This is a genomic window from Bacillus sp. 3a, from assembly GCF_017161885.1.
Classification (GTDB): domain Bacteria; phylum Bacillota; class Bacilli; order Bacillales; family Bacillaceae; genus Bacillus; species Bacillus safensis.
Genome location: NZ_CP067376.1, coordinates 2,745,889 through 2,769,935 on the forward strand (window position 1 = coordinate 2,745,889; position 24,047 = coordinate 2,769,935).

The 24,047-nt window shown below is 40.8% G+C and carries 25 protein-coding genes; 8 read left to right on the forward strand and 17 right to left on the reverse strand.

Features of this window, described 5'->3' with window-relative positions; genetic code table 11:
* Positions 1-94: 94 nt before the first annotated feature.
* The 4 genes from pyc to glsA form a co-directional block, all read right to left on the reverse strand.
* Positions 95-3,541, reverse strand: coding sequence for a pyruvate carboxylase (pyc, locus tag JJ692_RS13920; RefSeq protein WP_206533884.1), 3,447 nt, complete (start codon positions 3,539-3,541; stop codon positions 95-97).
* 79 nt (positions 3,542-3,620) lie between these two features.
* Positions 3,621-4,832: a putative lipid II flippase FtsW gene (gene ftsW / locus JJ692_RS13925; protein WP_034621092.1), complete on the reverse strand. Its 1,212-nt coding sequence runs from the start codon at positions 4,830-4,832 to the stop codon at positions 3,621-3,623.
* A 210-nt stretch (positions 4,833-5,042) separates the two neighbouring features.
* Positions 5,043-5,324, reverse strand: coding sequence for an Fpa/YlaN family protein (locus JJ692_RS13930; protein ID WP_003212509.1), 282 nt, complete (start codon positions 5,322-5,324; stop codon positions 5,043-5,045).
* Between the two features lie 122 nt (positions 5,325-5,446).
* Entirely contained in the window at positions 5,447-6,376 is a 930-nt protein-coding gene (gene glsA / locus JJ692_RS13935; RefSeq protein ID WP_206533885.1) for a glutaminase A, read from the reverse strand.
* Positions 6,377-6,496: 120 nt separating this feature from the next.
* On the opposite strand from glsA, the gene JJ692_RS13940 reads away from it, so the two are divergent.
* Positions 6,497-6,979: a hypothetical protein gene (locus tag JJ692_RS13940; RefSeq protein ID WP_024426903.1), complete on the forward strand. Its 483-nt coding sequence runs from the start codon at positions 6,497-6,499 to the stop codon at positions 6,977-6,979.
* Between the two features lie 15 nt (positions 6,980-6,994).
* On the opposite strand, the gene JJ692_RS13945 is transcribed toward JJ692_RS13940, so the two are convergent.
* Positions 6,995-8,317: a PhoH family protein gene (locus JJ692_RS13945; RefSeq protein WP_025092370.1), complete on the reverse strand. Its 1,323-nt coding sequence runs from the start codon at positions 8,315-8,317 to the stop codon at positions 6,995-6,997.
* Positions 8,318-8,457: 140 nt separating this feature from the next.
* On the opposite strand from JJ692_RS13945, the gene JJ692_RS13950 reads away from it, so the two are divergent.
* On the forward strand, positions 8,458-9,075 hold the full coding sequence (locus JJ692_RS13950; RefSeq protein WP_133743858.1) for a YhcN/YlaJ family sporulation lipoprotein: 618 nt from the start codon (positions 8,458-8,460) through the stop codon (positions 9,073-9,075).
* 102 nt (positions 9,076-9,177) lie between these two features.
* Complete coding sequence (locus tag JJ692_RS13955) at positions 9,178-9,408, forward strand: YlaI family protein (RefSeq protein ID WP_024424769.1); 231 nt, start codon at positions 9,178-9,180, stop codon at positions 9,406-9,408.
* Between the two features lie 31 nt (positions 9,409-9,439).
* Here JJ692_RS13955 and JJ692_RS13960 read toward each other — a convergent pair whose 3' ends face one another.
* On the reverse strand, positions 9,440-9,721 hold the full coding sequence (locus tag JJ692_RS13960) for a YlaH-like family protein (RefSeq protein ID WP_044334035.1): 282 nt from the start codon (positions 9,719-9,721) through the stop codon (positions 9,440-9,442).
* Positions 9,722-9,817: 96 nt separating this feature from the next.
* Complete coding sequence (typA, locus tag JJ692_RS13965; RefSeq protein WP_024424768.1) at positions 9,818-11,656, reverse strand: translational GTPase TypA; 1,839 nt, start codon at positions 11,654-11,656, stop codon at positions 9,818-9,820.
* Positions 11,657-11,769: 113 nt separating this feature from the next.
* On the opposite strand from typA, the gene JJ692_RS13970 reads away from it, so the two are divergent.
* Both JJ692_RS13970 and JJ692_RS13975 read left to right on the forward strand, forming a co-directional pair.
* Positions 11,770-11,949, forward strand: coding sequence for a DUF5325 family protein (locus JJ692_RS13970; RefSeq protein WP_024424767.1), 180 nt, complete (start codon positions 11,770-11,772; stop codon positions 11,947-11,949).
* A gap of 275 nt (positions 11,950-12,224) precedes the next feature.
* Positions 12,225-12,860 carry a hypothetical protein gene (locus tag JJ692_RS13975; RefSeq protein ID WP_024424766.1) on the forward strand — a complete coding sequence of 212 codons (636 nt, stop codon included), beginning with the start codon at positions 12,225-12,227 and terminating at the stop codon, positions 12,858-12,860.
* Between the two features lie 42 nt (positions 12,861-12,902).
* On the opposite strand, the gene JJ692_RS13980 is transcribed toward JJ692_RS13975, so the two are convergent.
* From JJ692_RS13980 to JJ692_RS14005, 6 genes are all read right to left on the reverse strand, one after another.
* A complete protein-coding gene (locus JJ692_RS13980; RefSeq protein ID WP_044334015.1) occupies positions 12,903-13,199 on the reverse strand; it encodes an anti-sigma factor family protein in 297 nt (98 codons plus the stop codon).
* On the reverse strand, positions 13,196-13,714 hold the full coding sequence (locus JJ692_RS13985; RefSeq protein WP_044334033.1) for a sigma-70 family RNA polymerase sigma factor: 519 nt from the start codon (positions 13,712-13,714) through the stop codon (positions 13,196-13,198). The genes JJ692_RS13980 and JJ692_RS13985 overlap by 4 nt, the downstream gene beginning before the upstream one ends.
* Complete coding sequence (locus tag JJ692_RS13990) at positions 13,714-13,977, reverse strand: hypothetical protein (protein WP_044334013.1); 264 nt, start codon at positions 13,975-13,977, stop codon at positions 13,714-13,716. Before JJ692_RS13990 ends, JJ692_RS13985 begins: the two co-directional genes overlap by 1 nt.
* Positions 13,967-15,892 carry a hypothetical protein gene (locus JJ692_RS13995; protein WP_206533886.1) on the reverse strand — a complete coding sequence of 642 codons (1,926 nt, stop codon included), beginning with the start codon at positions 15,890-15,892 and terminating at the stop codon, positions 13,967-13,969. The genes JJ692_RS13990 and JJ692_RS13995 overlap by 11 nt, the downstream gene beginning before the upstream one ends.
* 111 nt (positions 15,893-16,003) lie before the next feature.
* On the reverse strand, positions 16,004-16,810 hold the full coding sequence (locus JJ692_RS14000; RefSeq protein WP_044334009.1) for an inositol monophosphatase family protein: 807 nt from the start codon (positions 16,808-16,810) through the stop codon (positions 16,004-16,006).
* Positions 16,811-16,944: 134 nt separating this feature from the next.
* Positions 16,945-17,133, reverse strand: coding sequence for a hypothetical protein (locus JJ692_RS14005; protein WP_024424761.1), 189 nt, complete (start codon positions 17,131-17,133; stop codon positions 16,945-16,947).
* Between the two features lie 278 nt (positions 17,134-17,411).
* On the opposite strand from JJ692_RS14005, the gene JJ692_RS14010 reads away from it, so the two are divergent.
* A complete protein-coding gene (locus JJ692_RS14010) occupies positions 17,412-18,047 on the forward strand; it encodes a DUF1054 domain-containing protein (protein WP_024426894.1) in 636 nt (211 codons plus the stop codon).
* Between the two features lie 227 nt (positions 18,048-18,274).
* Here JJ692_RS14010 and JJ692_RS14015 read toward each other — a convergent pair whose 3' ends face one another.
* On the reverse strand, positions 18,275-18,544 hold the full coding sequence (locus JJ692_RS14015; RefSeq protein WP_034281639.1) for a UPF0223 family protein: 270 nt from the start codon (positions 18,542-18,544) through the stop codon (positions 18,275-18,277).
* A gap of 190 nt (positions 18,545-18,734) precedes the next feature.
* On the opposite strand from JJ692_RS14015, the gene JJ692_RS14020 reads away from it, so the two are divergent.
* Positions 18,735-20,207, forward strand: a complete 1,473-nt coding sequence (locus JJ692_RS14020; protein ID WP_103132241.1) for an aminotransferase class I/II-fold pyridoxal phosphate-dependent enzyme — start codon at positions 18,735-18,737, stop codon at positions 20,205-20,207.
* 43 nt (positions 20,208-20,250) lie between these two features.
* On the opposite strand, the gene JJ692_RS14025 is transcribed toward JJ692_RS14020, so the two are convergent.
* A complete protein-coding gene (locus tag JJ692_RS14025; RefSeq protein ID WP_003212464.1) occupies positions 20,251-20,370 on the reverse strand; it encodes a GapA-binding peptide SR1P in 120 nt (39 codons plus the stop codon).
* A 316-nt stretch (positions 20,371-20,686) separates the two neighbouring features.
* Between JJ692_RS14025 and JJ692_RS14030 the strand changes: the two genes are divergently transcribed.
* Positions 20,687-21,067, forward strand: coding sequence for a hypothetical protein (locus tag JJ692_RS14030; RefSeq protein WP_223250976.1), 381 nt, complete (start codon positions 20,687-20,689; stop codon positions 21,065-21,067).
* A 126-nt stretch (positions 21,068-21,193) separates the two neighbouring features.
* On the opposite strand, the gene lpdA is transcribed toward JJ692_RS14030, so the two are convergent.
* Together lpdA and JJ692_RS14040 are read right to left on the reverse strand one after the other, a co-directional pair.
* Positions 21,194-22,606 carry a dihydrolipoyl dehydrogenase gene (gene lpdA / locus JJ692_RS14035; protein WP_024426892.1) on the reverse strand — a complete coding sequence of 471 codons (1,413 nt, stop codon included), beginning with the start codon at positions 22,604-22,606 and terminating at the stop codon, positions 21,194-21,196.
* A 4-nt stretch (positions 22,607-22,610) separates the two neighbouring features.
* Positions 22,611-23,951: a dihydrolipoamide acetyltransferase family protein gene (locus JJ692_RS14040; RefSeq protein ID WP_024426891.1), complete on the reverse strand. Its 1,341-nt coding sequence runs from the start codon at positions 23,949-23,951 to the stop codon at positions 22,611-22,613.
* Between the last annotated feature and the right edge of the window lie 96 nt (positions 23,952-24,047).

Sequence of the window (24,047 nt, forward strand, 5' to 3'; positions counted from 1 at the left end):
TCACCTCACTCTATAGTGTAATCACTCTCACTGGCTGCTGCACATTTTAATGCGCTCAAAAAAAAGACACATCACGGTGGATGTGTCTCACTTATTATTCAGGCTTTAATACGATTAACAGATCACCGGTTTGAATCGGTTCTCCATTTGTCACATGTATTTCATCTACAACCGCAGAAAATGGAGCTTGTACAGTCGTTTCCATTTTCATGGCTTCATTGATCATCAAATGCTCACCTTGAGAAATTTTCTGCCCTTTTTCCACGAGTACTTTGATGACAGTGCCTGGCATTGATGCGGCGATGTGATTTGGATTCGAGCGGTCCGCCTTCATTTTTTCTTGAACAGAGGATTTGATGCTTTCATCCTTAATCACTACTTCACGCGGCTGGCCATTTAACTCAAAGTAAAGAACTCTTGTGGCATCTGGATTCGGTTCACCAATTGATACGAGTTTGACAATCAGAGTTTTTCCTTTTTCGATTTCTACCTCAATCTCTTCTCCAAGCCTCATCCCGTAGAAGAACGTTGGTGTATCAAGAACAGAGATGTCACCATAGCTTTCTGCTGTTTGGACAAATTCAGAAAAGACTTTCGGATATAAGGCATACGCAATTGCGTCTTGCTCTGTTAACGTCAGGTCATGAGATTCTTTGAACTGCTTCTTAATGTCTTCAAAGTCCACTGGCTTCAGCTTCTCACCAGGTCTGACAGTAAGAGGCTCTTCCCCTTTTAAAATCAGCTTTTGCAGCTTTTCTGGGAATCCGCCATGCGGCTGGCCTAAATAGCCTTTAAATAATTCCACAACAGAATCCGGGAAGTCTAGTGTTGCGCCTTTTTCATAAACATCTTCTTCTGTTAGATCATTTTGCACCATATAAAGTGCCATATCTCCAACTACTTTAGAGGATGGTGTTACCTTTACAATATCACCAAACATGTCATTCACACGTCTGTACATTTCCTTTACTTCATTCCAGCGCTCGCCAAGACCGACACCTTTCGCCTGCTGCTGCAAGTTACTATATTGACCGCCAGGCATTTCATGCTCATAAATTTCTGTATGAGGCGAATTCATGCCGCTTTCAAATTCATGATAGTATTTTCTGACGGAATCCCAGTATTGAGAAAGGCGTTCGACAGATTGGACGTTCATGTCTGGCTTTCTTTCATGTCCATCTAAAGCATAATAAAGTGAGCTTGCACTTGGCTGCGATGTGAGTCCTGCCATAGAGCTGACGGCAACATCCACAATATCAACGCCTGCATCAATCGCTCTTGCATAGGTGAACAGTCCATTTCCACTCGTGTCATGCGTATGAAGATGGATAGGGATCGTAAGCTCATCTTTTAAAGCAGAGACTAGCTCGTATGCTGCCTGCGGTTTTAATAGCCCCGCCATATCTTTAATACCTAAAATATGTGCGCCGGCAGATTCAAGCTCTTTTGCAAGAGATACATAGTACCCAAGATCATATTTTGGACGAGATGGATCAAGAATATCCCCCGTATAACAAATCGCCGCCTCTGCCACTTTGCCTGATTCCCGAACAGAATCAATGGCAAGCGTCATGCCTTTGACCCAGTTTAAGCTGTCGAAAATACGGAACACATCAATGCCTGCCTCGGCTGATTCTTTTACAAATGCTTTGATCACATTATCTGGATAGTTTGTATATCCGACAGCGTTTGATGATCTTAATAGCATTTGGAACAGCGTGTTTGGCACTTCTTGACGAAGCTCTTTCAATCGTTCCCAAGGATCTTCTTTTAAGAAACGGTACGCAACATCAAATGTAGCCCCGCCCCACATTTCCATACTAAACAGCTCTGGCCATAAACCTGCTGTCGGCTGGGCAACTTTCTTTAAATCATGTGTTCTAAAGCGTGTCGCAAGCAGAGACTGATGCGCATCCCTAAAGGTTGTGTCAGTTAAAAGGACGCTACTTTGTTCTTTCACCCAGTTGGCAAGCCCCTCAGGTCCATGCGTATCTAACAATTGTTTTGTCCCAGACGGAATCTCTTGATTGAGAGGAAGCTTCGGTACGTCTGGCTTGTCAAAATGAGGCTTCTTTTTCTCCGCAATACCCGGGAACCCATTAATGGTAACGTTACCAATATAAGTCAACATCTTCGTTCCGCGGTCTTTTTGCTTAGGGAAATTAAATAGCTCTGGCGTTGAGTCGATAAACGATGTATCGTACTCCCCTTTTAGGAACTTCTCATGCTTAGCCACATTTTCAAGAAATGGGATGTTAGTTTTAATTCCGCGAATCCTGAATTCTTGTAAATTTCGAACCATTTTAGCAGCCGCTTGATCAAACGTGAGCGCCCATGTAGACAGCTTGACCAATAGTGAGTCGTAATAAGGTGTAATGACCGCACCTTGGAAGCTGTTCCCTGTATCAAGACGTACACCAAATCCCCCACCTGAGCGGTAGGCCATAATTTTTCCTGTGTCTGGCATAAAGTCATTTAAAGGATCTTCTGTTGTGACCCTTGATTGAATGGCAAAGCCGTGTGTAAAGATATCTTCTTGCTTTGGAATACCAACTTCTTTGCTGTGAAGGTTATGCCCCTTTGCAACAAGAATTTGAGTTTGAACGATATCGACACCTGTGATCATTTCTGTGATCGTGTGTTCTACCTGCACCCTTGGATTGACTTCAATGAAGTAAAACTCTCCATTTGCAACTAGGAATTCTACAGTCCCTGCATTAATGTACGATACATTCTGGGCCAGCTGGACAGCCGCTTCGCAAATATCTTCACGCAATTGATCTGTTAGAGACACACTTGGCGCCACTTCAATGACCTTTTGATGCCGCCTTTGAACAGAGCAGTCACGCTCATATAAATGAATGATATTGCCGTGATTGTCTCCAATCACCTGCACTTCAATATGTTTTGGATTTTCAATCAGCTTTTCAACGTATACTTCGTCATTTCCAAAAGCAGCTTTGGCCTCTGACTTCGCACGGTCGTAGGCTTCCTTCAGCTCTTCTTTTGATCTGACAATCCGCATACCCCGGCCGCCGCCGCCTAGTGAAGCTTTAATAATAAACGGGTAACCGTATTCTTCACCGAATTTTTCGACTTCTTCGACCGAATCAACTGGTCCGTCACTTCCTGGAATGACTGGAATACCAGCTTTTTTCGCTTCATCTCTCGCCTTTACTTTATCTCCAAACATATCTAAATGCTGAGAAGTTGGACCGATAAATTGAATGCCTTCCTCTTCGCATCGTCTTGCAAAATGAATGTTTTCGGATAAAAATCCGTAGCCTGGATGAATCGCATCCACGTCATTTCGTTTTGCAATTTCGATGATCCCCTCGATATCGAGGTAGGCATCAATCGGTTTCTTCCCTTCTCCAACTAGATATGCTTCATCAGCTTTATAGCGATGATAAGAGCCCGAGTCTTCTTTGGAATAAATGGCCACTGTACGTAAATTGAGCTCCGTACAGGCCCTGAAGACTCTGATAGCGATTTCCCCTCTGTTTGCAACTAGAACCTTTTGAATTGTTCTCTGTGACATTCTCACTCCTCCATATCCCTTAAAATTTTATATGTACTCTATAATAAAGGAAGAAATGAAAACTGTACACTTTTGTTTTCTAAAGATTCAAAGTTTTCTGCAATCCATTTTTTTCAACTGATGGTTTGCTCATTGATTTTTTCTTTTTGTAACGCTCTTTATATTCAGTAAACATGCTGATATTCAGCAGCATTCCCATACAGATGCTAAGTAAAATGATAGACGATCCCCCGTAGCTGATAAACGGAAGTGTCACCCCAGTAATTGGAATAAGACCTGAAACACCGCCTAAATTGATACAAGTTTGGATCGCAATCATGGAGGAAATTCCTATTGCAAGCAAACTTCCAAACGGATCTTCACACTTTCTCGCAATGTAAAAACCTTTCACGACGATGAAACCAAGAAGAGCGAGAACAAAAAACACGCCGAAAAAGCCAAGTTCTTCTGAGATAATTGCCATGATAAAATCTGTGTGCGGTTCTGGAAGATACCCGTACTTTTGAACGCTTTCTCCTAGACCGAGTCCAAAAAAGCCGCCTGATCCAATCGCATAATATGAATTAATCAATTGATGCCCAGTAGCCCCTGCATCTTTAAATGGATCTTGGAAACTCTCAAAACGTCCGAGACGATTTTGCGTGAAAATTTTATCCCAAAAAAGAATAATAAATGGGGTCACGACGACCATTACTGCACTAAATAGCGCGAGCAGCTTCGCTAGCGTTTTGCCGCTAAAACCTGAGCATAAAATCATCGCAAGGGCAATCATGCCAATGATAAAGGCTGTCCCATAGTCCGGCTGTAAAATGATAAATCCGCACAGGATAGAGACAATCACGATCGGAGGCGTAACACCTCTTAAAATATGATCAATATAATGCTGCTTTTTGGCATACACCGCAGCAAGATAGATGATGACGACAATCTTTACAAATTCAGCTGGCTGAAGACTAAAAGGGCCTAATTTGATCCAGCTTCTTGCGTTCCCTGCAATATGACCGCCAAAGTACACATAGATGAGGGAAAAAACTGAAATCAGCAGCATACCAATCTGGAATTTCTTATTTGAAAACAGCTGATATGGAACTAATGCTGTAAAGATCAAGATGACTGCTCCAACAATCATAAATAAGAGCTGTTTCTTAAAAAAGTTATCTGGCGCGGCATCGTATCTGATAACAGATGTAATCATACTTGAGCTATACACCATAACCAAACCAAATGCGCTGATTAAGATAATGGCGAACAATAATGAGTAGTCATACGATTTTAGCATTCTCTTTAACATATAATCCTCTTCCTAACGTCTGTTTCTACTGCTTGATATCTTCTTAGCTGTTCTTATTCTACTACATTTTCTCCGTTTGATCCCGTTTTACCTCTTTTATATTGTTCGTCATTCATGAAAGAATCAAGTCCGTTTACCGTCAATCCATCAAAAGAAAATAGGGGACAAAAAAACTCAAACTTATGTTGTGGAAGTTTGAGTTTTCAATCGTTATTTTTTTGTGAACGCATCATGAAGTGCGGAAAGCTCTCTCTCAAGTTTATCGAGTAGTTTCTTGCCTTCATGTTGATCAACTAATCCAAGCCGGACAGCAAAATCAATCTCTCTCGATAATCCGAACATTTGAGTATCTAAAACCTCTTCATAAAGAGGACATTGCGGCATCGTTAAGTTGTCCATTTGCACTTGGATCAATTTTAAAATTTTATCTGCATCCAATTTTAATAAAGCCAGTGCTTTTTGCCGATGATCGACTAAAATTTCTGACGCCAAAAGTATCCCTCCGTTCCCCAGGCGAGTACCTAATTCTTCTATTTATCATAAAGCGAAACGCCCAAAATTGCAAGCAGATTTGTACAGTTCGCTTTGTGAAAATAAAAAGAAGACATTTCTCATTAAAAGATACTCATCTCATATTTTTCACTCATGAGCTCAAGCAGCTTAATCCCAGCAATACTATTCCCTTTTTCATCCAGGGCAGGACCGAAAATTCCGATTCCAAAATCATATGGTGCCGCTCCCATAATCCCGCCTGAAACACCGCTTTTAGCAGGTATGCCGATATTAATGGCAAATTCCCCGCTTGCATTATACATGCCGCACGTCACCATAAAGGTTTTACAAATTCTAGCGACATCTTTTGAAAGAATTTGCTTGCCCGTCTCTGGATGTCTGCCATCTAATGAAAAAACACAAGCAATTTTCGCCAAATCTAAGCTGTTCATCATGATGGCGCATTGTTTCGTATACACGTCCATGACCTCTTCTACGTTCCCTCTAATAATATGATATTGCTTCATATAATAGCACATAGCCCGGTTAATCATCGATGTCTCAAATTCGGATGCGGCTGTTTCCTTGCAGTATGTAATGCTTTTGTCATTTGCGAGCTCTCTAATAAAGCCAAGCAGGCGGTTCAGCTGATCTTGCGGAGTGGCTCCTCTTATTAAGCTTGTGACTGCAAGCGCTCCTGCATTAATCATTGGATTCAGCGGCTTATTCGGATTTGCTGTCTCCAGCTTAATCATTGAATTAAACGGATCACCTGTTGGCTCTTGTCCAACAAATTGGAAGACTTTTTTTGGCCCTTCTTCTGAAAGCACGAGCGCAAGAGCTAATACTTTAGAAATACTTTGCAGGGTAAAGCGTTTATCTACATCTCCTGCCGAGTGGCAAGTATTACTCACATGGTACACAGCCACAGATAAATCCGTCTGATCCGCTTTGGCGAGAGCGGGAATATAGGATGCTACTTTGCCATCTTTGGCCACTTTTTTTGCTTCTTCTACAAATCGCTGAAGCTCTTCATTGTCACGACATGCCATGCCCAACATCCTCCCTATCTTTCATGTACGATTAGTGTGTACAAGGAAAAGCATGTTTATGAAAGTGACAAAGCAGGCGAAAACTTCTATAATTTATGTTGGAAAGGGGTTGTCTTGAACATGAGCATCATTCAAATTAAGGGGAACGTAAAGTACAAGATCACCATTGATCCAAGTGTATGGATTTTTGATGACCGCAAATTTTTAATGGATTCATTTTTTGAAAAAAGCACGGCAAATGAAGAAAGTCAGCTGGATCAGGAGCTTGACCAAGAGCGGGTGATCAGAGAAGGACAAACACTTCCACCCACTTTAAAAACAGAGAAGAAGTACGAAAAGGAAAGACTCATCACAGGCAGCTTCGGAATGAAGCTGGGTGATATGCTGAAAAATGCAGAACCGCTTGAACATGCAGACACATGCGAATTTGTCACAGAAACAGAGACAATTGCTGTTCCGCTTTCTCAGGCAATGGAAAGCATTGCACACTTCAGCCAAAATGGGAAGCCGATGACAGAAGAAGGACCAATCCACGTTTATTTCGCAGATCAGTCCAACCTCACTCAGCCGATAAAAGGTGTCAAAGAGCTCATCATTACATAAGACAGAGGGTCTGGACTACAGCAAATCAGCTGCAAGCTGTGCAAGTCCAGACCTTTCTCCTTTGACAAGCTTGACATGTCCAGATATTTGCTGACCTTTGAACCGCTCAATGACATACGTAAGCCCATTATTTAAGCTGTCTAAATAAGGATGATCGATCTGCTCCGGGTCCCCCATCAGCACGATTTTACTTCCCTCTCCGACGCGCGTTAATAATGTTTTTACCTCGTGTTTCGTTAAATTCTGCGCCTCATCAATGATAATAAATTGATCAGGAATACTTCTTCCACGGATATACGTTAAAGCTTCCACTTGAATAGAACCAATTCCCGCCAAAATCGCATCAAGTTCACCAGGTTTTTTTGTATTAAATAAAAATTCCAGGTTGTCATAAATCGGCTGCATCCATGGTCTGAGTTTCTCTTCCTTTTCACCTGGCAAGTAGCCTAAATCCTTGCCAACAGGGACAATGGAACGGGCTACGATCAGTTTTTTAAACATCCCGAGATCCTCTGTCTGCATTAATCCGGCAGCCAGTGCAAGCAGTGTTTTACCAGTTCCTGCTTTTCCGATCAATGTCACGAGCGGAATATCACGGCGCAATAACAGCTCTAGGGCCATCGTCTGCTGAACATTTTTCGGACGGATTCCCCAAACATGCTCTTGATCATAAATAAGCCGTTTCACATGCTCTGCCTTTTGATCAAGCATTCCTAAAGCAGAACCGCCTTCATTCCCCTTCATAATGACAAATTGATGAGGGTTTAATGGTGCACTTGTGACTTCTTTTATCGGCAATTGACTTTGCTTATAAAATGTATTCAATTGCTCGGTCGGAATATAGAGCTCATGATAGCCGTTATCAATGTCTTCGTTTTGCAGCACACGGTCACTTAAGAAGTCCTCTGCTTGGAGACCTATAGCATCTGCCTTTACCCTGACTAAGACATCCTTGCTGACCAAAATAACAGGCCGTCCGTGAGGCTTTGTTTCTTCCTCTAAGCTCAAATTTTTCGCGACCGCTAAAATCCGATTATCGTTCGTTTTTTCAATAAAAATTTCTTGAAGTTCATGGAAAGAGCGGTGATTCAGCTCGATGCGCAGCGTCCCTTTTGATTCTAGTGTAATTTTTTCATGCAGTTTCCCTTTCGATCTCAAACCGTCGATTAAACGTGAGACGCGCCGGGCGTTTTGCCCAACCTCGTCCATGTATCTCTTTTTCGAGTCTACTTCTTCTAACACAACGGCCGGAATGACGACCTCGTTGTCTTCAAATGAAAAGATTGAATTCGGATCCTGTAATAACACATTTGTGTCTAATACATAAATTTTACTCAGGTCCTTCGCCTCCTGATCGGGGTTTCATTCATCCTTGTCTTTCCCAAAACGATTGTTAAAATATATGTTTTCATGAATAAAGTTAGAAGGTTAATTCAACAATAAAATAAATCATGCAGTTTGTGAAGGAGGGAATATAAATGCGACTATTTTTAACATTATTCATGATTCAATCGATCATTCTGTTAGGCGCTTGCCAGCAGCAGGAAAAGCCAGAAGCGCTGGACAAGCAAGATGGACGCCAGCACTTAGTAAGGGTGTCTGACTCATCCAAGAAAGAGACCAATCAAGCCCGCCCATCCACAGATGTTGCGCAGCATCTTGTCAATGTGACAGAGCACGTAGCAGATGTCAATGATGCAACGGCAATCGTCATCGGCCGTTATGCTGTTGTTGGTATTGATGTAAAAGATGATTTAGATAGAAGCAAAGTAGAAACCATTAAATATTCAGTTGCAAAAGCGCTGAGAAATGACCCGGAAGGCGCAAATGCTGTTGTGGTTGCTGATCCGGATACAGTCAGCCGATTAAAAGAAATGGGCAAAGAAATCCAAGCAGGCCGTCCGGTAAGCGGTATTATGGATGAACTGGCTGCCATTGTCGGCCGCGTGATGCCAGAGATGCCGAGAAATGAGATCGACCGTAACGAAAAGGATCCGACAAATGATCCGAATAATCAGCTCAAAGAACAGGATCAAAAGCAGTTAGAAAAAAATCAAAACGACCAATCAAACCATCATATGAATCAGAAGAACTAATGAGAACGGCTTATATCTCCTGTGATATAAGCCTTTTTCTACGCTGATTTTAAGTAGCTGGAAAACATGCTATAATAAATGCAATAAAGTGAGGTGAAAATGATGAGAGTGAAGTGCTCATTATGTGAAAAGCTTGAAACCATTGATGATGATACACTTGTTGCTAAACGGTTAAGAAACCGGCCTATTCATACATATATGTGCGATGACTGCCAAGAACGCATTAAAATAAAGACTGAAGCTCGCATCAAAACTGGCAGATTCTCTCTTTATCAGGATCCTGCGACGAAAGAGAAAAAGAAGAAAAAAGGAAAGAAAGAACAAAAGACATAAAAAAAGACCTGACACATGTTCAGGTCTTTTTTTACGTATTGACTGTTCCTTCTTTTTTCGCACGATGCAGCCGTATTTTATAAATAATCAAAATGGCAGCTGCCACAACCAGTCCTTCCGCTACTGGCAGGAAGATACCTAGAAATGTGAGAAACGTGCAGCCAAAAATCAAAAACAAATAAATCACGAGCGCTTTTAAAATCGGTAAACGTCTTGCAAAGCCGAGCTTAAAAACAATAATCGCTAAAACAAGGATGGTGCCATATAGGAGCCACATCCCTGTTTGCGGATTTTCATCGACACGAAACAGCATCGCGAAAAAGGATAGATTTTCACTTACTTCCTGATCATTCAAAAAGATTCCCTCCCCTTATCTTTCAGGGTTCTATCTTTTTAATTCTTCATGGAATTAAGATAATCCTGCTAGCTTTTTCTTCTTCGCTGCTTTCTCTCGTTCGTTTTTGTCTAAAATTTTCTTTCTAAGACGAATGGATTCAGGTGTAACCTCACAGTATTCGTCTTCATTCAAGTACTCAAGAGATTCCTCAAGTGACATAATGCGAGGTTTTTTCATGCTAACTGTTTGATCTTTCGTCGCTGAACGTACGTTTGTTTGTTGTTTCATACGGCTTACGTTTACAACAAGGTCGTTCTCACGGTTATGCTCCCCAACAATCATCCCTTGGTATACTTCAGTACCTGGCTCAACGAAGATCACACCGCGCTCTTCAACACCTTGGATTCCGTAAGCAGTCGCTTTACCTGTTTCCATTGAAACAAGTACACCTTGACGGCGTCCGCCAACTTGACCAGACTGCATTGGCTGGTAGCTGTCAAACGTATGGTTCAAAATACCAAAACCACGAGTTAATGAAAGAAATTCAGTTGTATATCCAATTAAACCACGTGATGGCACTGTAAAGATCAGGCGAACTTGACCGTTACCATTGTTGATCATGTCAATCATTTCACCTTTTCTTGCACCCATTGATTCCATAACAGAGCCAGTATGCTCTTCTGGTACATCAATTTGAACGCGCTCTACAGGCTCACATCGAACACCATCAACTTCTTTTACAATAACTTCTGGCTTCGATACTTGTAATTCAAAACCTTCACGTCTCATATTCTCAATGAGAATGGATAAGTGAAGCTCTCCGCGTCCAGAAACAACCCAAGCATCAGGTGAATCAGTTGGATCTACACGAAGACTGACGTCTGTTTGAAGCTGCTGCTCTAAACGCTCTTCGATTTTACGTGATGTCACGTATTTTCCTTCACGGCCTGCAAATGGGCTGTTGTTTACAACAAACGTCATTTGAAGTGTCGGCTCATCAATACGAAGGATTGGAAGTGCTTCTTGGTGTTCTACCGGACAAACCGTTTCACCTACGTTGATGTCTTCCATTCCAGATACAGCGACAAGATCTCCCGCTTTCGCTTCGTTGATTTCCACTCGTTTTAACCCTTGGAAACCAAAGATCTTTGTCACGCGGAATTGTTTCACAGTGCCGTCGACTTTCATCAAGGCTACCTGCTGTCCTACTTGCATTGTTCCTCTGAATACACGGCCAATTCCAATTCTGCCAACATAATCATTGTAATCAAGTAGTGCCACTTGGAATTGAAGCGGCTCTTCATGGTTATCAACTGGGCAAGGAATATGGTTCACAATGGCTTCAAACAATGATTCCATGTTTTCATCTTGCTTGCTCGCATCGTTACTTGCTGTACCATTGATTGCTGATGCATAGACAACTGGGAACTCAAGCTGTTCTTCTGTTGCATCCAATTCAATGAACAAGTCAATCACTTCATCGACCACTTCAGCCGGACGAGCAAAGTCGCGGTCAATTTTATTGACGACAACGATTGGTGTTAAGTTTTGCTCAAGTGCTTTTTTCAGCACAAAGCGTGTTTGAGGCATACAGCCTTCATAAGCATCCACAACAAGGAGTACACCATCTACCATTTTCATGATACGCTCAACTTCACCACCGAAATCGGCGTGTCCTGGTGTATCTAAAATATTAATGCGTGTATCTTTATAATTTATCGCAGTATTTTTAGCTAAAATCGTAATACCGCGCTCTCGCTCTAAATCATTTGAATCCATGGCTCTCTCAGCGATATTTTCATTCGCACGGAAAGTACCAGCTTGATGGAGCAATTGGTCAACAAGCGTCGTTTTACCATGGTCAACGTGGGCAATAATTGCGATGTTGCGAAGGTCTTTTCGAAGTTTCACATTTTCATCTCCTAAAATAATTAGATAACTTTCATATTATATCACAATCCCCTTTAAATGCCGATCGTTTTTCTGTAAACTTATATTAACTCTAAAAAAAGGGATGGAGACAAATGAAACAAATCAAATGGCTTCTATTATTATGTGCATTACTTGCAGTTGTCAGTATGGCGTTTATTGGGGTATCTCTTGCTGAAAAAAACATACTGGGCATATGTTTAAGTATCGTGTTCGCCATGATTTTCATGGGTACAGGATTTACATTAAAAAGAAAATTAAACGTGCAATCATAAAATTAGTGAAAAGCCTTTTACATTCTATATGTAGAAGGCTTTTTATTTTGAGTAAAAACAAGACAAATCACCTATGAAAGCTCCATTTTGCAAACAGAACGTATCTTGAAGAATTGACAAAAGTAAGCAATCTGAACCCCTCCATTTTTCGACAAGAACTTTTATAGTTCTCCAAAATCAAACAGAAAGTTACAATTTTCCTATTCTTCCACAAAGTTTCTCATGGTATGCTTTTCTTGCAACAAAATTTAACAGAAAAGGGAGAGAAAAGAAGCATGAAGAAGTTTTTGAGCAAATCGCTCAGCTCTGTTGTATTTTTCGCTTTAGCTATCATTCTTACTTTCACAACAGTAGCTCCTGGGCAAGCAAGCGCTGCAACTTTCAAAGGAATTCCTTTTGAACAGCAGCAAATCATTAAAGAATTATTGGAGAAAAACGAGCGTGTCATCAACATTCTCATCAATTCATTTGTTGAGGAAGACAACAACTACACATTTGATGTGAAAAAAGCTGTTGAGCTCGGACTAACTGAAGAAGAAGCGGCGACTGCTGAGAAATTCTTAGATCGCGCAGCTGTTCTTACAATCGTTTTCAGTGAAAGCATCACTAAAAACGAAAAAGGGAAATTGGTTTTTGATGCAGCAAAAGCTGTTGAACTTGGTCTTACAAAAGAAGAAGCGGCTAAATTCGAAAAGCTTTTCAAATCAGTGATCAGAATTGCTGATCTTGCTGGTGATGCCCTTGTTCTAGACAAAAAAGGAAACGTTGTGATTGATTCAAAAATTGCAAAAGGTCTTGGATTCAGCTCTACTGAATTACTTGTTTTCAACCAAATGCTTAAGAAAATTCCTCAAGAGCAATTGAAAACGTTCTATGATGCAGTTCAAATTGCGAAAGAAAAATTAAGCTAATCTAGAAAAAACCCCCAACTGGATAAACCAGGTGGGGGTTTTTTATTTCAGCCAATAAAGAATGATCATCACGACATATCCTATACAAAACGCGATACTTGCTCGATATAACAGCTTGCCATAGTAGCGCTTTTCGAATTTTCTTCTTTCTTCCTTTTCATCTATATATGGCATGAGATCAGGAGTTTGTATAAAAGTTATTGGCTCTTTCATTTCGTGATAAAGGTGTTGGCAGCTCTCGCAGGATTGTAAGTGCTCTGCAACAATTTTATTTGTTTCTGCACTTGTGTCCCCCTCTATATAAAGTGGTAACAATTCTTCAATCAAATAACAGCTCATTTATTGAACTCCTCACAATGTAGCATTCGCTTCAGCTCTAATCTGGCTCGATGAAGGGTTGTTTTGACTTTAGATAAAGTCCAATTCAAAATTTCAGCTACTTCTTCATATGACAATTCTTGAATATCTCTTAAAATAAGGACCTCCCGGTAGGAATCCTTCAGCTGATAAATATGATGCCACAGCCTTTCTATATCAGCTTGTTTTTCAATGTGATCTTCTGGTGTCGTGAACGACTGCTGCTCTAAGAAATCTATTTCCTCTACGTTTGTAAAAGTCCATTTTACTTTTCGGCGATAATCATTCACAAATGTGTGATAAGCAATGGTATAAAGCCATGTTTTCATACTAGAATGTCCCTTAAAGGAGGACAATCCATGCAGTGCCTTCATAAATACGTCCTGTGCAAGGTCCTTGGCTGTTTCCATATTTCCCGTCCGGCGATATAAATATTTAGTGATTTCCTGAAAATATTCTTCATAGATTTTTTCAATTTGTTCTGCTGGTCTGGACATCAAAAATAAAACCACACAGTCATCCAAATCGATAAAACGATAAAAAAGAAATATAATGAGTAAATAAACCCTTTCATACGTTTTAACTCGTCATAGTCATTCTGACCTTCCATCGGTGCTGATGACTGCTTTTTACCCGCGTCCACATGCTGAAATTGCTGCTCGTGTGCCTTCATCCAGCTCGCTGCCTCGGCTCCCAGATCCCCTTCTTGATACAGTTCATATAAGTCTTGAAAGATGGCTTGTTTTTCTTTATCTGTCAAAACGATGCACCTCTTTTGTTCGTCCATTCACTTCATAGATTTTATGCTCATTTGATCCGAAGGTTTGTATGATGACAAGCCACGAAATGTCGATGTTCCCTTCTTTGTCGATCATCTTCACAGGTTTTATTTGTTTTTTATAGATCGTAGATGGTTTATACCTTTTAAGTACTTGCTGATAGACTTCCTCCCGATCTTGATTAGATACTGCATGCGGGATTGAAGAATCTGATTGTACTCTCAACTCAATTCCATCATCCCCTTTAAACAGATTGACGACATGAGATGAGTGGTTAAATGTAAATTGTTTGCTTTCACTAGTGCCTGTTTCTTTTCTTATGTCTTTTGGTTTTTTCCCTATGATTTTTAACAAATCTTCATCGCTAACGTTCCCTTTTTTCTGTTGAAGAATCGCTTTTGACAGCTTAAAGCTGATAACTTCTTTTGTTGAGCCATTAAACAGAAACTCCGATTGATCTTTTGTTGTAACCCTCACTTCATGCTGCCAATTAAAATAAAATTCATCAATGCCTGTGATTTGATAAGCTGGCGGCTTGAGGTTTAAGTGTTTATAAATACTGTTGATCCTGTTTTTTATCTCCGTTTCTGTTAAATGGATTCCGTCAATATCCTTTAATTGAAAGATGGCGTTTACGTATTGCGCTTGTCGAAGCGTCCCTTTTTTCCAGGTGGCAGACGCTAAACTGTCCTCTTCATTCTGAGACATTTTTGGCAGAAGTAGAACATTCGTCTCACCGTCCTGTTTTTTTACAGCTAATTGAATACGCTGTAGATCGATTGACCGCCCGCTTCTTTCGAAAAATTCAATGGTTTTTTTCCTATATTCTTTATCGGTCATCTCCTTTCCCTCTACACGACCTCGATAAGAATATCCGCTTAATTCACCTGTAAACGGAGAAATATTCACTTCATACTGATCATCTGCAAACACGTAATGATCAGGGATAGGCTGATGACTAGCATTTAAATAAAGCGATTGATCCTCTGGTACAAATTTTGAAGCGAATGCTTTTGCACTTGCTTCAGATAAGGGGCGATATTCTTGTGAAAAAGTATCTACCAGTTCCGTTTTGGTAAATTGGAACATGGTATGAGGAATATTGACAACCGGGTTGAGTAACAGCAGAAAAAAGACAGTTATACAACCAGCGCCCCACTGCCTTAATCTCAGCTTGTCCCGTAGTAAAGCAGATAAAAAATCAATCGTCATAAAGCTTCCTGCTGCTGCTATTAAAATAACAATCGATTTAAATGTAGATTGGAGCTCATGCTTCGAGATAGAAGGATAAAATATATAAAGCAAGGCTGCGAAAATCAAGCCATAGAACAAAAGCAATTCCTTCCACTTTCGGTGCCAAAACAAGCGAAAGAAAAGGTGCAACAGCAAAGCGGCAAAGCAAGCCATAGCCAAAATGGTGATCATATCTCTCCATACTAGCCCCGTATCACCGCTAAGAAAGAACTTTTTGCTTTCAGCAAACACAATAAACACTGTTTGACATAAAGGTAGAAGTAATACAGATAAATCAAAAACAAAGAACATACCTTTATTTTTTAAATAAGGAAGAGTAATCACATAGTACAGTGATGCAAGCAAGACATACCCATAAATGAGAAATTGCATGAAATCTGTCAGCACCTCGAATGTTTCGATCGTATACTGTCTAGACAGGACTTGGTGGATCATTTCAACTGTCATACCGCCAAGCAGAACAACTCTTAATACGATTCCAGCATAAAATACATAACTACTCCTCTTTTCTTTCCATATGGTGAGTGTCACGAACAGGACAAATAGTCCAAGTACACACCATTGAATGATGTGGATACTGTACTCATTTAAAATAAAATACCTTTCAAAATGGAGCGATAAATCACTAAACAAATCAAACATTGATACACAATCCTTTACATGAAATTAAGGCCTCATTCGTATAGACATCCGCCTTACCAAAAAGTTTCAGGAAAAACAAAAAATCACTTCATTCTCATGAAGTGATGTCGTTTATTTTTTATTTCCGCTTCCTTTTATGTAATCATGCAAGATTTTTTCACAAATGGATCGATTTCCAGCCACTATACTGTTTTTGTCTAGGAACGTAAGACGTTCTCCGTGAATATTTGAGTAAACGGCCCCTACTTCATCAAGCAGTACGCAGCCCGCTGCATAATCCCACGGCGCAAGCCTTAAGGTGACATATGCGTCACTTCTGCCGCTTGCAATATAAGCAAGCTCAAGGGCAGCTGATCCAATCGTTCGTGTCCCTCTCACGTCACGCACAAGACGGGCAAATGGTTTGGCGTCAAAATAAGGGCTTTCAATCGCCCATGTCGGATTAATACCCACAATGGCTTTTTCAATCTCCACATCTTTTAATGGAGGGAGCAGGATATCGTTCATATAGGCTCCTTCTCCTTTAATGGCATGGTAGAGCTCGTCATGAATGACGTCATAAATAAGACCGATTTTCCCCACACCATTTTCAAATATCCCGATTGAAATGGCAAAGTTGCGTTTTTGATGGACAAAGTTCATTGTGCCATCGATCGGATCAATGATCCACACAATTCCATCGAGTGAGGTCACCTCTTCCCCTTGTCCCTCTTCTCCTAAAATGTGATGATCTGAAAATGTCGACTGTATTTTTTCAATAAAAAAACGTTCTGTTTCTTTATCGATATTCGTGACTAGATCATTTGGATTTGATTTTGTTTCAATTGATAGACCTTCCTGCATGGACTCTTTAATACGGCTCCCTGCTTCTTTTACCCAGAGCTTTGCAAGACGGTCAATTTCCACCCAGTTTGTCATCAGATTGTAAACCTCTTTTCTATGTAGGACCTATTTGTAATAGCATACTGATATTATGTACGTAAAAGCAAGAAAAAAGCAGCTTCATACAAAAACGAACCGATGAATTGGTTCGTTTTTACCTCACGCTGTTTTTACCCTTGAAGCTGCTCCCATTCTTTTCTTAGGCGCTCAAGCTTTCGTTTGCTGCGTTCGATTTGGATGTCATCTTTTTGTTCGATGGCTTCATGAAGCGTAGAAAGCTCATAATCAACCTCTAATCTCCACACAGCGATGCGATTTTTCTTCTCCTGTCTATAGCCCTGCTTCACGATTTGCTTCATTGGTCAACGCCCCTTCCAGAGAATGATTCATTCCTTGTCAGTTTTCATTGATAAAAATTCAATCGATAAGAGAAATGGTTCTTGCTTATATCGTATGAAGCGATCGCATAACCGCAACGACATTCTGAAAATTGTGTCTTTACCTATTAATGATGTACCACAAAATGAAAGGTTTTAAACGCTGCACCACGCCCCTTTTATCTGCCGGTGCATCTTTTTTTGAGCTTGACCCAAGCTATGATAAAATATGATCAGCGAAAAGATACAGGAGGCATAACATGAGTGAAATGCGTTTTAGAGATGAAGATTTTGAAACATTCACAGTTGATGGTTTAGATGAACGAATGACTGTATTAAAAGAAAGAGTCCGTCCAAAGCTTGAGGCACTTGGCGAACATTTTGCACCACTTCTTTCTTCTATTACAGGAGACGAAATGTTTGTACACGTCGCAAAGCATGCTAGAAGATCTGTCAACCCGCCAAATGATACATGGGTTGCTTTTGCAAACAGTAAGCGCGGATATAAAAAGCTCCCTCATTTTCAAATTGGGCTTTGGAAAACACATGTCTTTGTCTGGTTTGCGCTCATTTATGAATCTCCAGTGAAAGGTGAGTACGGCCAGCTATTTGAAAAAGAGCTAGACACCATCCAGCAGAAAATACCGCAAGATTTTGTATGGTCTAAAGATCATATGAAACCAGACGTCATGCGTCACAGCGAACTAGATTCCGAACAGCTGAAAACGCTTTTTGAACGTGTTCAAACAGTGAAGAAAGCCGAGCTTCTGTGCGGCATTCAGCTGCCTAGAGAGGAAGTCGTTCAAATGAATAATGAAGAATTTCTATCGAAAATCGAAAATGCCTTCCGCACGCTGACGTATCTATACCGCTTCACACAGAAAGAATCTGTATAAAAAAACGAGCCCTTATAGGCTCGATTCAAATTGTTGACAAAGGGCTAAAATGATTTTGATTTTAGCCCTTTGTCTTCTTTTTCAGCGTGATAGAAAACCTTTGAAGTCTAGGAAGGACGAGTACCGGCGCGGAGCGAATTTGACATTCGTGAGCACCGGCACGCAGGCCTGACACCGAATGCGAGGGTTTGTCTGCACGCTGAAACGAGCCTTTATAGGCTCGTTTTTTACATGCGTATAACGGCTGTCTCTTCTGCCTCTCTTGCGGTTTTCACTGCACGATAAGGGGAATACCCGCTTCCCTTTTCAAACGCCGCACAATGCGTTTTTTCCTCTGCTTTTGATGGCACAACCTCTTTAAATCGTTTATAAGCATCTAATAACTCCTGCTTCGCAATTCCTTTTTCATATGCTTTTTCAACAGCCTGAAAAAATGAAATGACTGCAATTTTTTCCTCTGTCGTCCAGTCGACATCCATTGGATATTGATATTCCATTTACTTGTCCCTCACTTTAACACTCATTTCTCATTTGAACTTTTATTATAGCATCTGTTTGATCAGAAACCGATTGATTTTATGCTTTACATTCCGATCAGTTCATAATATAATTCTTTTGTTTTATGCAATGAAATCTGCTGTAATTGGCACAATAATAGCAGGTATTTCGATGAAGGTGGGAAAGCAATTGTCACAACATGATACACCCTTATATACTGGACTAAAAAAACACGCAGCAACCAATCCAGTCCAATTTCACATTCCAGGCCATAAAAAAGGAGCCGGAATGGATCCTGAATTTAGAGCATTCATTGGCGACAATGCATTAAGCATTGACCTCATTAATATAGAACCTCTCGATGATTTACATTCACCTCGAGGGATGATAAAAGAAGCACAGGAGCTTGCTGCTGAAGCCTTCGGTGCTGATCATACGTTTTTCTCCATTCAAGGCACAAGCGGCGCTATCATGACAATGGTGATGACGGTATGCGGGCCCGGGGATAAAATCATCGTTCCGCGTAATGTCCATAAATCAATTATGTCCGCGATTGTATTTTCTGGCGCAGTTCCTGTTTTTATTCACCCAGAAATAGACAAAGAACTTGGCATCTCTCACGGTATTACACCTGAATCAGCCAAAAAGGCGCTCACTGAGCATCCAGATGCGAAAGGTTTGCTTGTCATTAATCCAACGTATTTTGGTATTTCAGCAGACTTAAAATCAATCGTAGACATTGCCCATTCATTTGATGTGCCTGTCCTTGTCGATGAAGCACACGGTGTGCATATACATTTTCACGATGAGCTTCCCCTCTCTGCGATGCAGGCAGGTGCCGACATGGCAGCAACAAGTGTCCATAAACTCGGCGGCTCTCTTACGCAGAGCTCTATTTTAAATATGAAGGAAGGGCTTGTTTCAAAAGACCGAGTGCAATCGATTTTGAGTATGCTGACGACAACGTCCACTTCTTATTTGCTCTTAGCGTCACTTGATGTCGCTCGAAAACGATTAGCCACTGAAGGAAAGGCACTAGCTGAAGAATCCATTCGTTTGGCTGAATCAGCGAGAGACCGCTTGAATCAAATTGAAGGCATTACCTGCATTGGCAAGGAAGTACTCGGTTCAGCTTCCACTTACGATTATGACCCAACGAAATTAATTATCTCCATTAAAGACCTTGGGTTAAACGGACATGATGTCGAAAAATGGCTGAGAGAAAGCTATCGAATTGAAGTAGAGCTCTCTGACCTTTACAACATTTTATGTATCGTTACCCCTGGCGATTCAGATGAGACAATTGATACGCTCGTGACGGCGATGCAGGAGATTGCCGCAGCCTCTACTCGTGAGAGCGGCAAACAAGCAGTAACGGAAGTGCTGCTGCCTGAGATCCCATCGCTTGCTATGACGCCGCGTGACGCCTTTTACGCTACAACGGAAGTCGTTCCATTTAAGGAAGCAGTCGGCCGCATTATCGCAGAGTTTGTGATGGTGTATCCGCCAGGTATTCCGATTTTTATACCAGGTGAAATTATCACAGAAGAAAATATATCGTATATCTTTAAAAATATTGAAATTGGTCTTCCTGTCCAAGGACCTGAAGATTCAACGCTTGAAATGATCCGTGTGATTAAGGAACAAAAACCAATTTTATAAAAAAGAAACATGCAGCCCCAAATGGAGCTGCATGCTTTTTTATTTATTCAGAGGCTTCATCACAGCAATGACAGTGACCACACGTTCCATATAGCGTTGTCACTTTTTCATTTTCAAATTGATCAATGGTTTCATTGCAATCTTGACAAATAATTGTACCCACGTACATTCCCCTTTTCTTCATTCATAGTTTGAAAGCGTTTGATCTATTTCTTATTTCTATAATATGATGTCACATTTAAGTTGTCAACGGTTAATTGTATGACACATTTAATCATTTTTTATAAATATGTGCTTTTTTCTTATCATATTGTGGGAACGTTTCAATTGTATTTTGCTTCATATCAATTCTGTAACAATTGAGTAACAATCGAAAATTGTCAAAAGGGACATGATACACTAGAGTGACTAACAGGGAACAAGCTCCTAAAAATGTTGGGACAACCCCAAATGATTTTGAGGTGAATAGATTGAATTTTATGAGGACACTTCTCATTATATTCCCCATGCTCTTTGTACTTAGTTCATGCTCATTTGCGTATATCATACCGAATCAGACCGACCAAGTCCGTCATATTCAAAAACCGAGAATTCTCTTTTTTACTGATGCAGAAAACCTTGATAAAGAAAGCCCATATTATGATGCAGTCCTCGATTTAAAAAATGAATACCCTAAGGAAATGTCAAAAATGATTGTGAAAGAAGATCGTAAAGGGTGGAAAAATGAAGTTGATGAACTGCCGGCTATTTTACTTGTCAATGATGAAAAAGTGATCGTGAAAGTGGAAGGAAATGTCCGCAGTAAACAGGAGATCTTATCGCCTTTATGTCATGCTTTAGACCGCGTCAATACAAACTAATGATATGTACCTTGCACTTATATATATCCATATGAAAAAACCCCTCACCTCATGAGGGGTTTTTCATATGGTGTTCAGGGCGCCAAAAAAACCCTCTCCTTGATGGAGAGGGTTTCATAGGTTTCATTATTTTACGATGTGGATTGGGCTTCCGATTGCTACTTCAGCCGTTTCCATTGTAATTTCACCTAATGTTGGGTGAGCGTGAATTGTCATAGCGATATCTTCAGCAGTCACTCCAGCTTCGATTGCAAGGCTAAGCTCTGAAATCATATCAGAAGCGCCAACACCTGCGATTTGAGCACCGATCACTAGACCATCCTCTTTACGAGTGATCATTTTCATGAAGCCATCAGTTGCATCAAGAGAAAGTGCACGTCCGTTCGCTGCGAATGGGAATTTCGCTGCAACGATTTCGATTCCTTCTGCTTTTGCTTCTGCTTCAGTGTATCCAACAGTTGCAAGTTCTGGCTCAGAGAATACAACAGCAGGAATACCAAGGTAATCAATTTCAGCTGGCTCTCCAGCGATTGCTTCAGCTGCAATTTTACCTTCGTAAGAAGCTTTGTGAGCAAGTGGTGGTCCATCAACGATGTCACCAATTGCATAGATGTTAGATACGCTTGTACGGCATTGTTTGTCTGTTTTGACAACTCCGCGGTCAGTCAATTCAACACCAACTTGCTCAAGACCAAGCTCATCCGTGTTTGGACGACGACCAACAGTCACAAGTACGTAATCAGCATCAACTGTTTTTTCTTCGCCTTTTACTTCGAACGTAACAGTGACACCATCAGATTTTTCTTCAACGCCTTTTGCAAGAGCGTTTGTATGGATTTCAACGTTTCCTTTTTTCTTCAGGTTACGTTTAACCAATGAGCTCATTTGCTTTTCGAAACCTGGAAGGATTTCGTCTCCACCTTCAAGGATCACAACTTCAGTTCCAAAGTTTGCATAAGCAGTACCAAGCTCAGTACCGATGTATCCACCACCGATGACAACTAACTTTTTAGGTACTTCTTTAAGCGCTAAAGCACCAGTTGAGTTGATCACGCGGTCTGTGTATTTAAAAGTAGGCAATTCAATTGGACGAGATCCAGTTGCAAGAATTGCATTTTTGAAAGTGTAAGTCTGTGCTGAATTATCATCCATTACACGTACAGAGTTGCTGTCTACGAAATAAGCTTCACCTTTGACGATGTCTACTTTATTTCCTTTAAGAAGACCTTGAACTCCACCTGTTAACTTATTAACAACAGAAGCTTTCCACTCTTGAACTTTTGTGAAATCAACTGTTACGTTTTCAGCTTTGATACCCATGTCTTCAGAATGCTTAGCATTTTCAAAACGATGGCCAGCATTGATTAGTGCTTTTGAAGGGATACAGCCAACGTTTAGACATACACCGCCAAGTGTTCCTTTTTCAACGATTGTTACTTTTTGTCCAAGCTGTGCAGCACGAATAGCAGCTACATATCCACCAGGACCTGCACCGATGACAAGAGTATCTGTTTCGATTGGGAAATCTCCTACTACCATGACATTACGCCTCCATTAAAATTAATTGTGGATCATTCAATAAACGCTTGATGTGGTTAAGGGCATTTTGCGCAGTAGCTCCGTCAATCATACGGTGGTCAAAGCTTAGGGAAAGAGCTAAGACAGGAGCTGCAACGATTTCGCCATCACGAACAACCGCTTTTTCAGCGATACGGCCAATACCAAGGATCGCTACTTCTGGGTGGTTGATGACTGGAGTAAACCATTGTCCACCAGCAGAACCGATGTTTGTGATTGTGCAAGATGCACCTTTCATTTCAGCTGGAGCCAATTTACCATCACGTGCTTTTGTTGCAAGCTCATTGATTTCGTTAGAAACTTCGAAAATCGCTTTGCGATCTGCATTTTTTACAACTGGAACTAGCAAGCCTTTTTCAGTGTCAGCTGCAATTCCGATGTTGTAGTAATGCTTTTGAACAACTTCATCTGTTTTATCATCGATAGAAGTGTTAAGTACTGGGTACTTTTTCAAAGCAGAAGTTAGAGCTTTTACAACGTAAGGCAAGTAAGTTAACTTGATTCCTTGATCAGCTGCAACTTGTTTGAATTGTTTACGATGTGCAACAAGGTTTGTTACATCAACTTCATCCATTAATGTTACGTGAGGAGCTGTATGCTTAGAGTTCACCATTGCTTTTGCGATTGCTTTGCGGATTCCGCTCATTTTCTCGCGAGTTTCTGGGAATTCTCCTTCAAGAACTGGAGCTGCTGCCGCTTTAGGAGCTGCTTCTTCTTTCGCACTTTCAGCTGCTTGAGGTGCTGCTTCTTGAGCTGCAGAACCACCATTAACGAAGCTGTCGATATCTTCTTTTAACACACGGCCGTTTTTACCAGAACCTGCAACTTTGTAAATTTCAACGCCTTTTTCGCGAGCATATTTACGTACAGATGGCATAGCGATCACGCGTTTGTTTGGATCAGCGTCTACTTGCTCTTGTGCGCCTGCACCAGTTGCTGCTGCCGCTTCTTCTTGTGCTACTTCTTTCTTCTCTGGCTCGTTACCAGCTTCAGCAGTACCTTGTACTTGAGCTTCAGTTTTTGCTTCGCCTTCTTCTTCGCTGCCTTTAAATTGAAGATTTTCGTAACCAGGTGCATCAAACGTAATGATTGTTTGTCCTACAGTTGCAACTGTTCCCTCTTCAACTTTTAATTCTAATACTTTTCCTTTAACAGGTGAAGGAATTTCTACAACTGCTTTATCATTTTGTACCTCTGCTAAAACGTCATCTTCATTGATTTCGTCGTTTGGTTTAACAAACCACTTAACGATCTCACCTTCGTGGATACCTTCTCCGATGTCCGGAAGTTTAAATTCAAATGCCACTGTTTTTCGCCTCCTAGATTTTGTTGAACCCTTGTTGTGTATATTTACACGGTCATGTAATTGATAAAGGGGAAGAGAAATAAATTCTTTTCCCCT

Excerpts from the sequence above, each read along its gene's own strand:
- pyc (WP_206533884.1), bottom strand. The coding sequence starts at position 3,541 with ATGTCACAGAGAACAATTCAAAAGGTTCTAGTTGCAAACAGAGGGGAA.
- ftsW (WP_034621092.1), bottom strand. The coding sequence starts at position 4,832 with ATGTTAAAGAGAATGCTAAAATCGTATGACTACTCATTATTGTTCGCC.
- glsA (WP_206533885.1), bottom strand. The coding sequence starts at position 6,376 with ATGGCATGTCGTGACAATGAAGAGCTTCAGCGATTTGTAGAAGAAGCA.
- JJ692_RS13940 (WP_024426903.1), top strand. The coding sequence starts at position 6,497 with ATGAGCATCATTCAAATTAAGGGGAACGTAAAGTACAAGATCACCATT.
- JJ692_RS13950 (WP_133743858.1), top strand. The coding sequence starts at position 8,458 with ATGCGACTATTTTTAACATTATTCATGATTCAATCGATCATTCTGTTA.
- JJ692_RS13955 (WP_024424769.1), top strand. The coding sequence starts at position 9,178 with ATGAGAGTGAAGTGCTCATTATGTGAAAAGCTTGAAACCATTGATGAT.
- JJ692_RS13960 (WP_044334035.1), bottom strand. The coding sequence starts at position 9,721 with ATGCTGTTTCGTGTCGATGAAAATCCGCAAACAGGGATGTGGCTCCTA.
- JJ692_RS13970 (WP_024424767.1), top strand. The coding sequence starts at position 11,770 with ATGAAACAAATCAAATGGCTTCTATTATTATGTGCATTACTTGCAGTT.
- JJ692_RS13975 (WP_024424766.1), top strand. The coding sequence starts at position 12,225 with ATGAAGAAGTTTTTGAGCAAATCGCTCAGCTCTGTTGTATTTTTCGCT.
- JJ692_RS13980 (WP_044334015.1), bottom strand. The coding sequence starts at position 13,199 with ATGAGCTGTTATTTGATTGAAGAATTGTTACCACTTTATATAGAGGGG.
- JJ692_RS13985 (WP_044334033.1), bottom strand. The coding sequence starts at position 13,714 with ATGTCCAGACCAGCAGAACAAATTGAAAAAATCTATGAAGAATATTTT.
- JJ692_RS13995 (WP_206533886.1), bottom strand. The coding sequence starts at position 15,892 with ATGTTTGATTTGTTTAGTGATTTATCGCTCCATTTTGAAAGGTATTTT.
- JJ692_RS14000 (WP_044334009.1), bottom strand. The coding sequence starts at position 16,810 with ATGACAAACTGGGTGGAAATTGACCGTCTTGCAAAGCTCTGGGTAAAA.
- JJ692_RS14005 (WP_024424761.1), bottom strand. The coding sequence starts at position 17,133 with ATGAAGCAAATCGTGAAGCAGGGCTATAGACAGGAGAAGAAAAATCGC.
- JJ692_RS14010 (WP_024426894.1), top strand. The coding sequence starts at position 17,412 with ATGAGTGAAATGCGTTTTAGAGATGAAGATTTTGAAACATTCACAGTT.
- JJ692_RS14015 (WP_034281639.1), bottom strand. The coding sequence starts at position 18,544 with ATGGAATATCAATATCCAATGGATGTCGACTGGACGACAGAGGAAAAA.
- JJ692_RS14030 (WP_223250976.1), top strand. The coding sequence starts at position 20,687 with ATGAGGACACTTCTCATTATATTCCCCATGCTCTTTGTACTTAGTTCA.
- lpdA (WP_024426892.1), bottom strand. The coding sequence starts at position 22,606 with ATGGTAGTAGGAGATTTCCCAATCGAAACAGATACTCTTGTCATCGGT.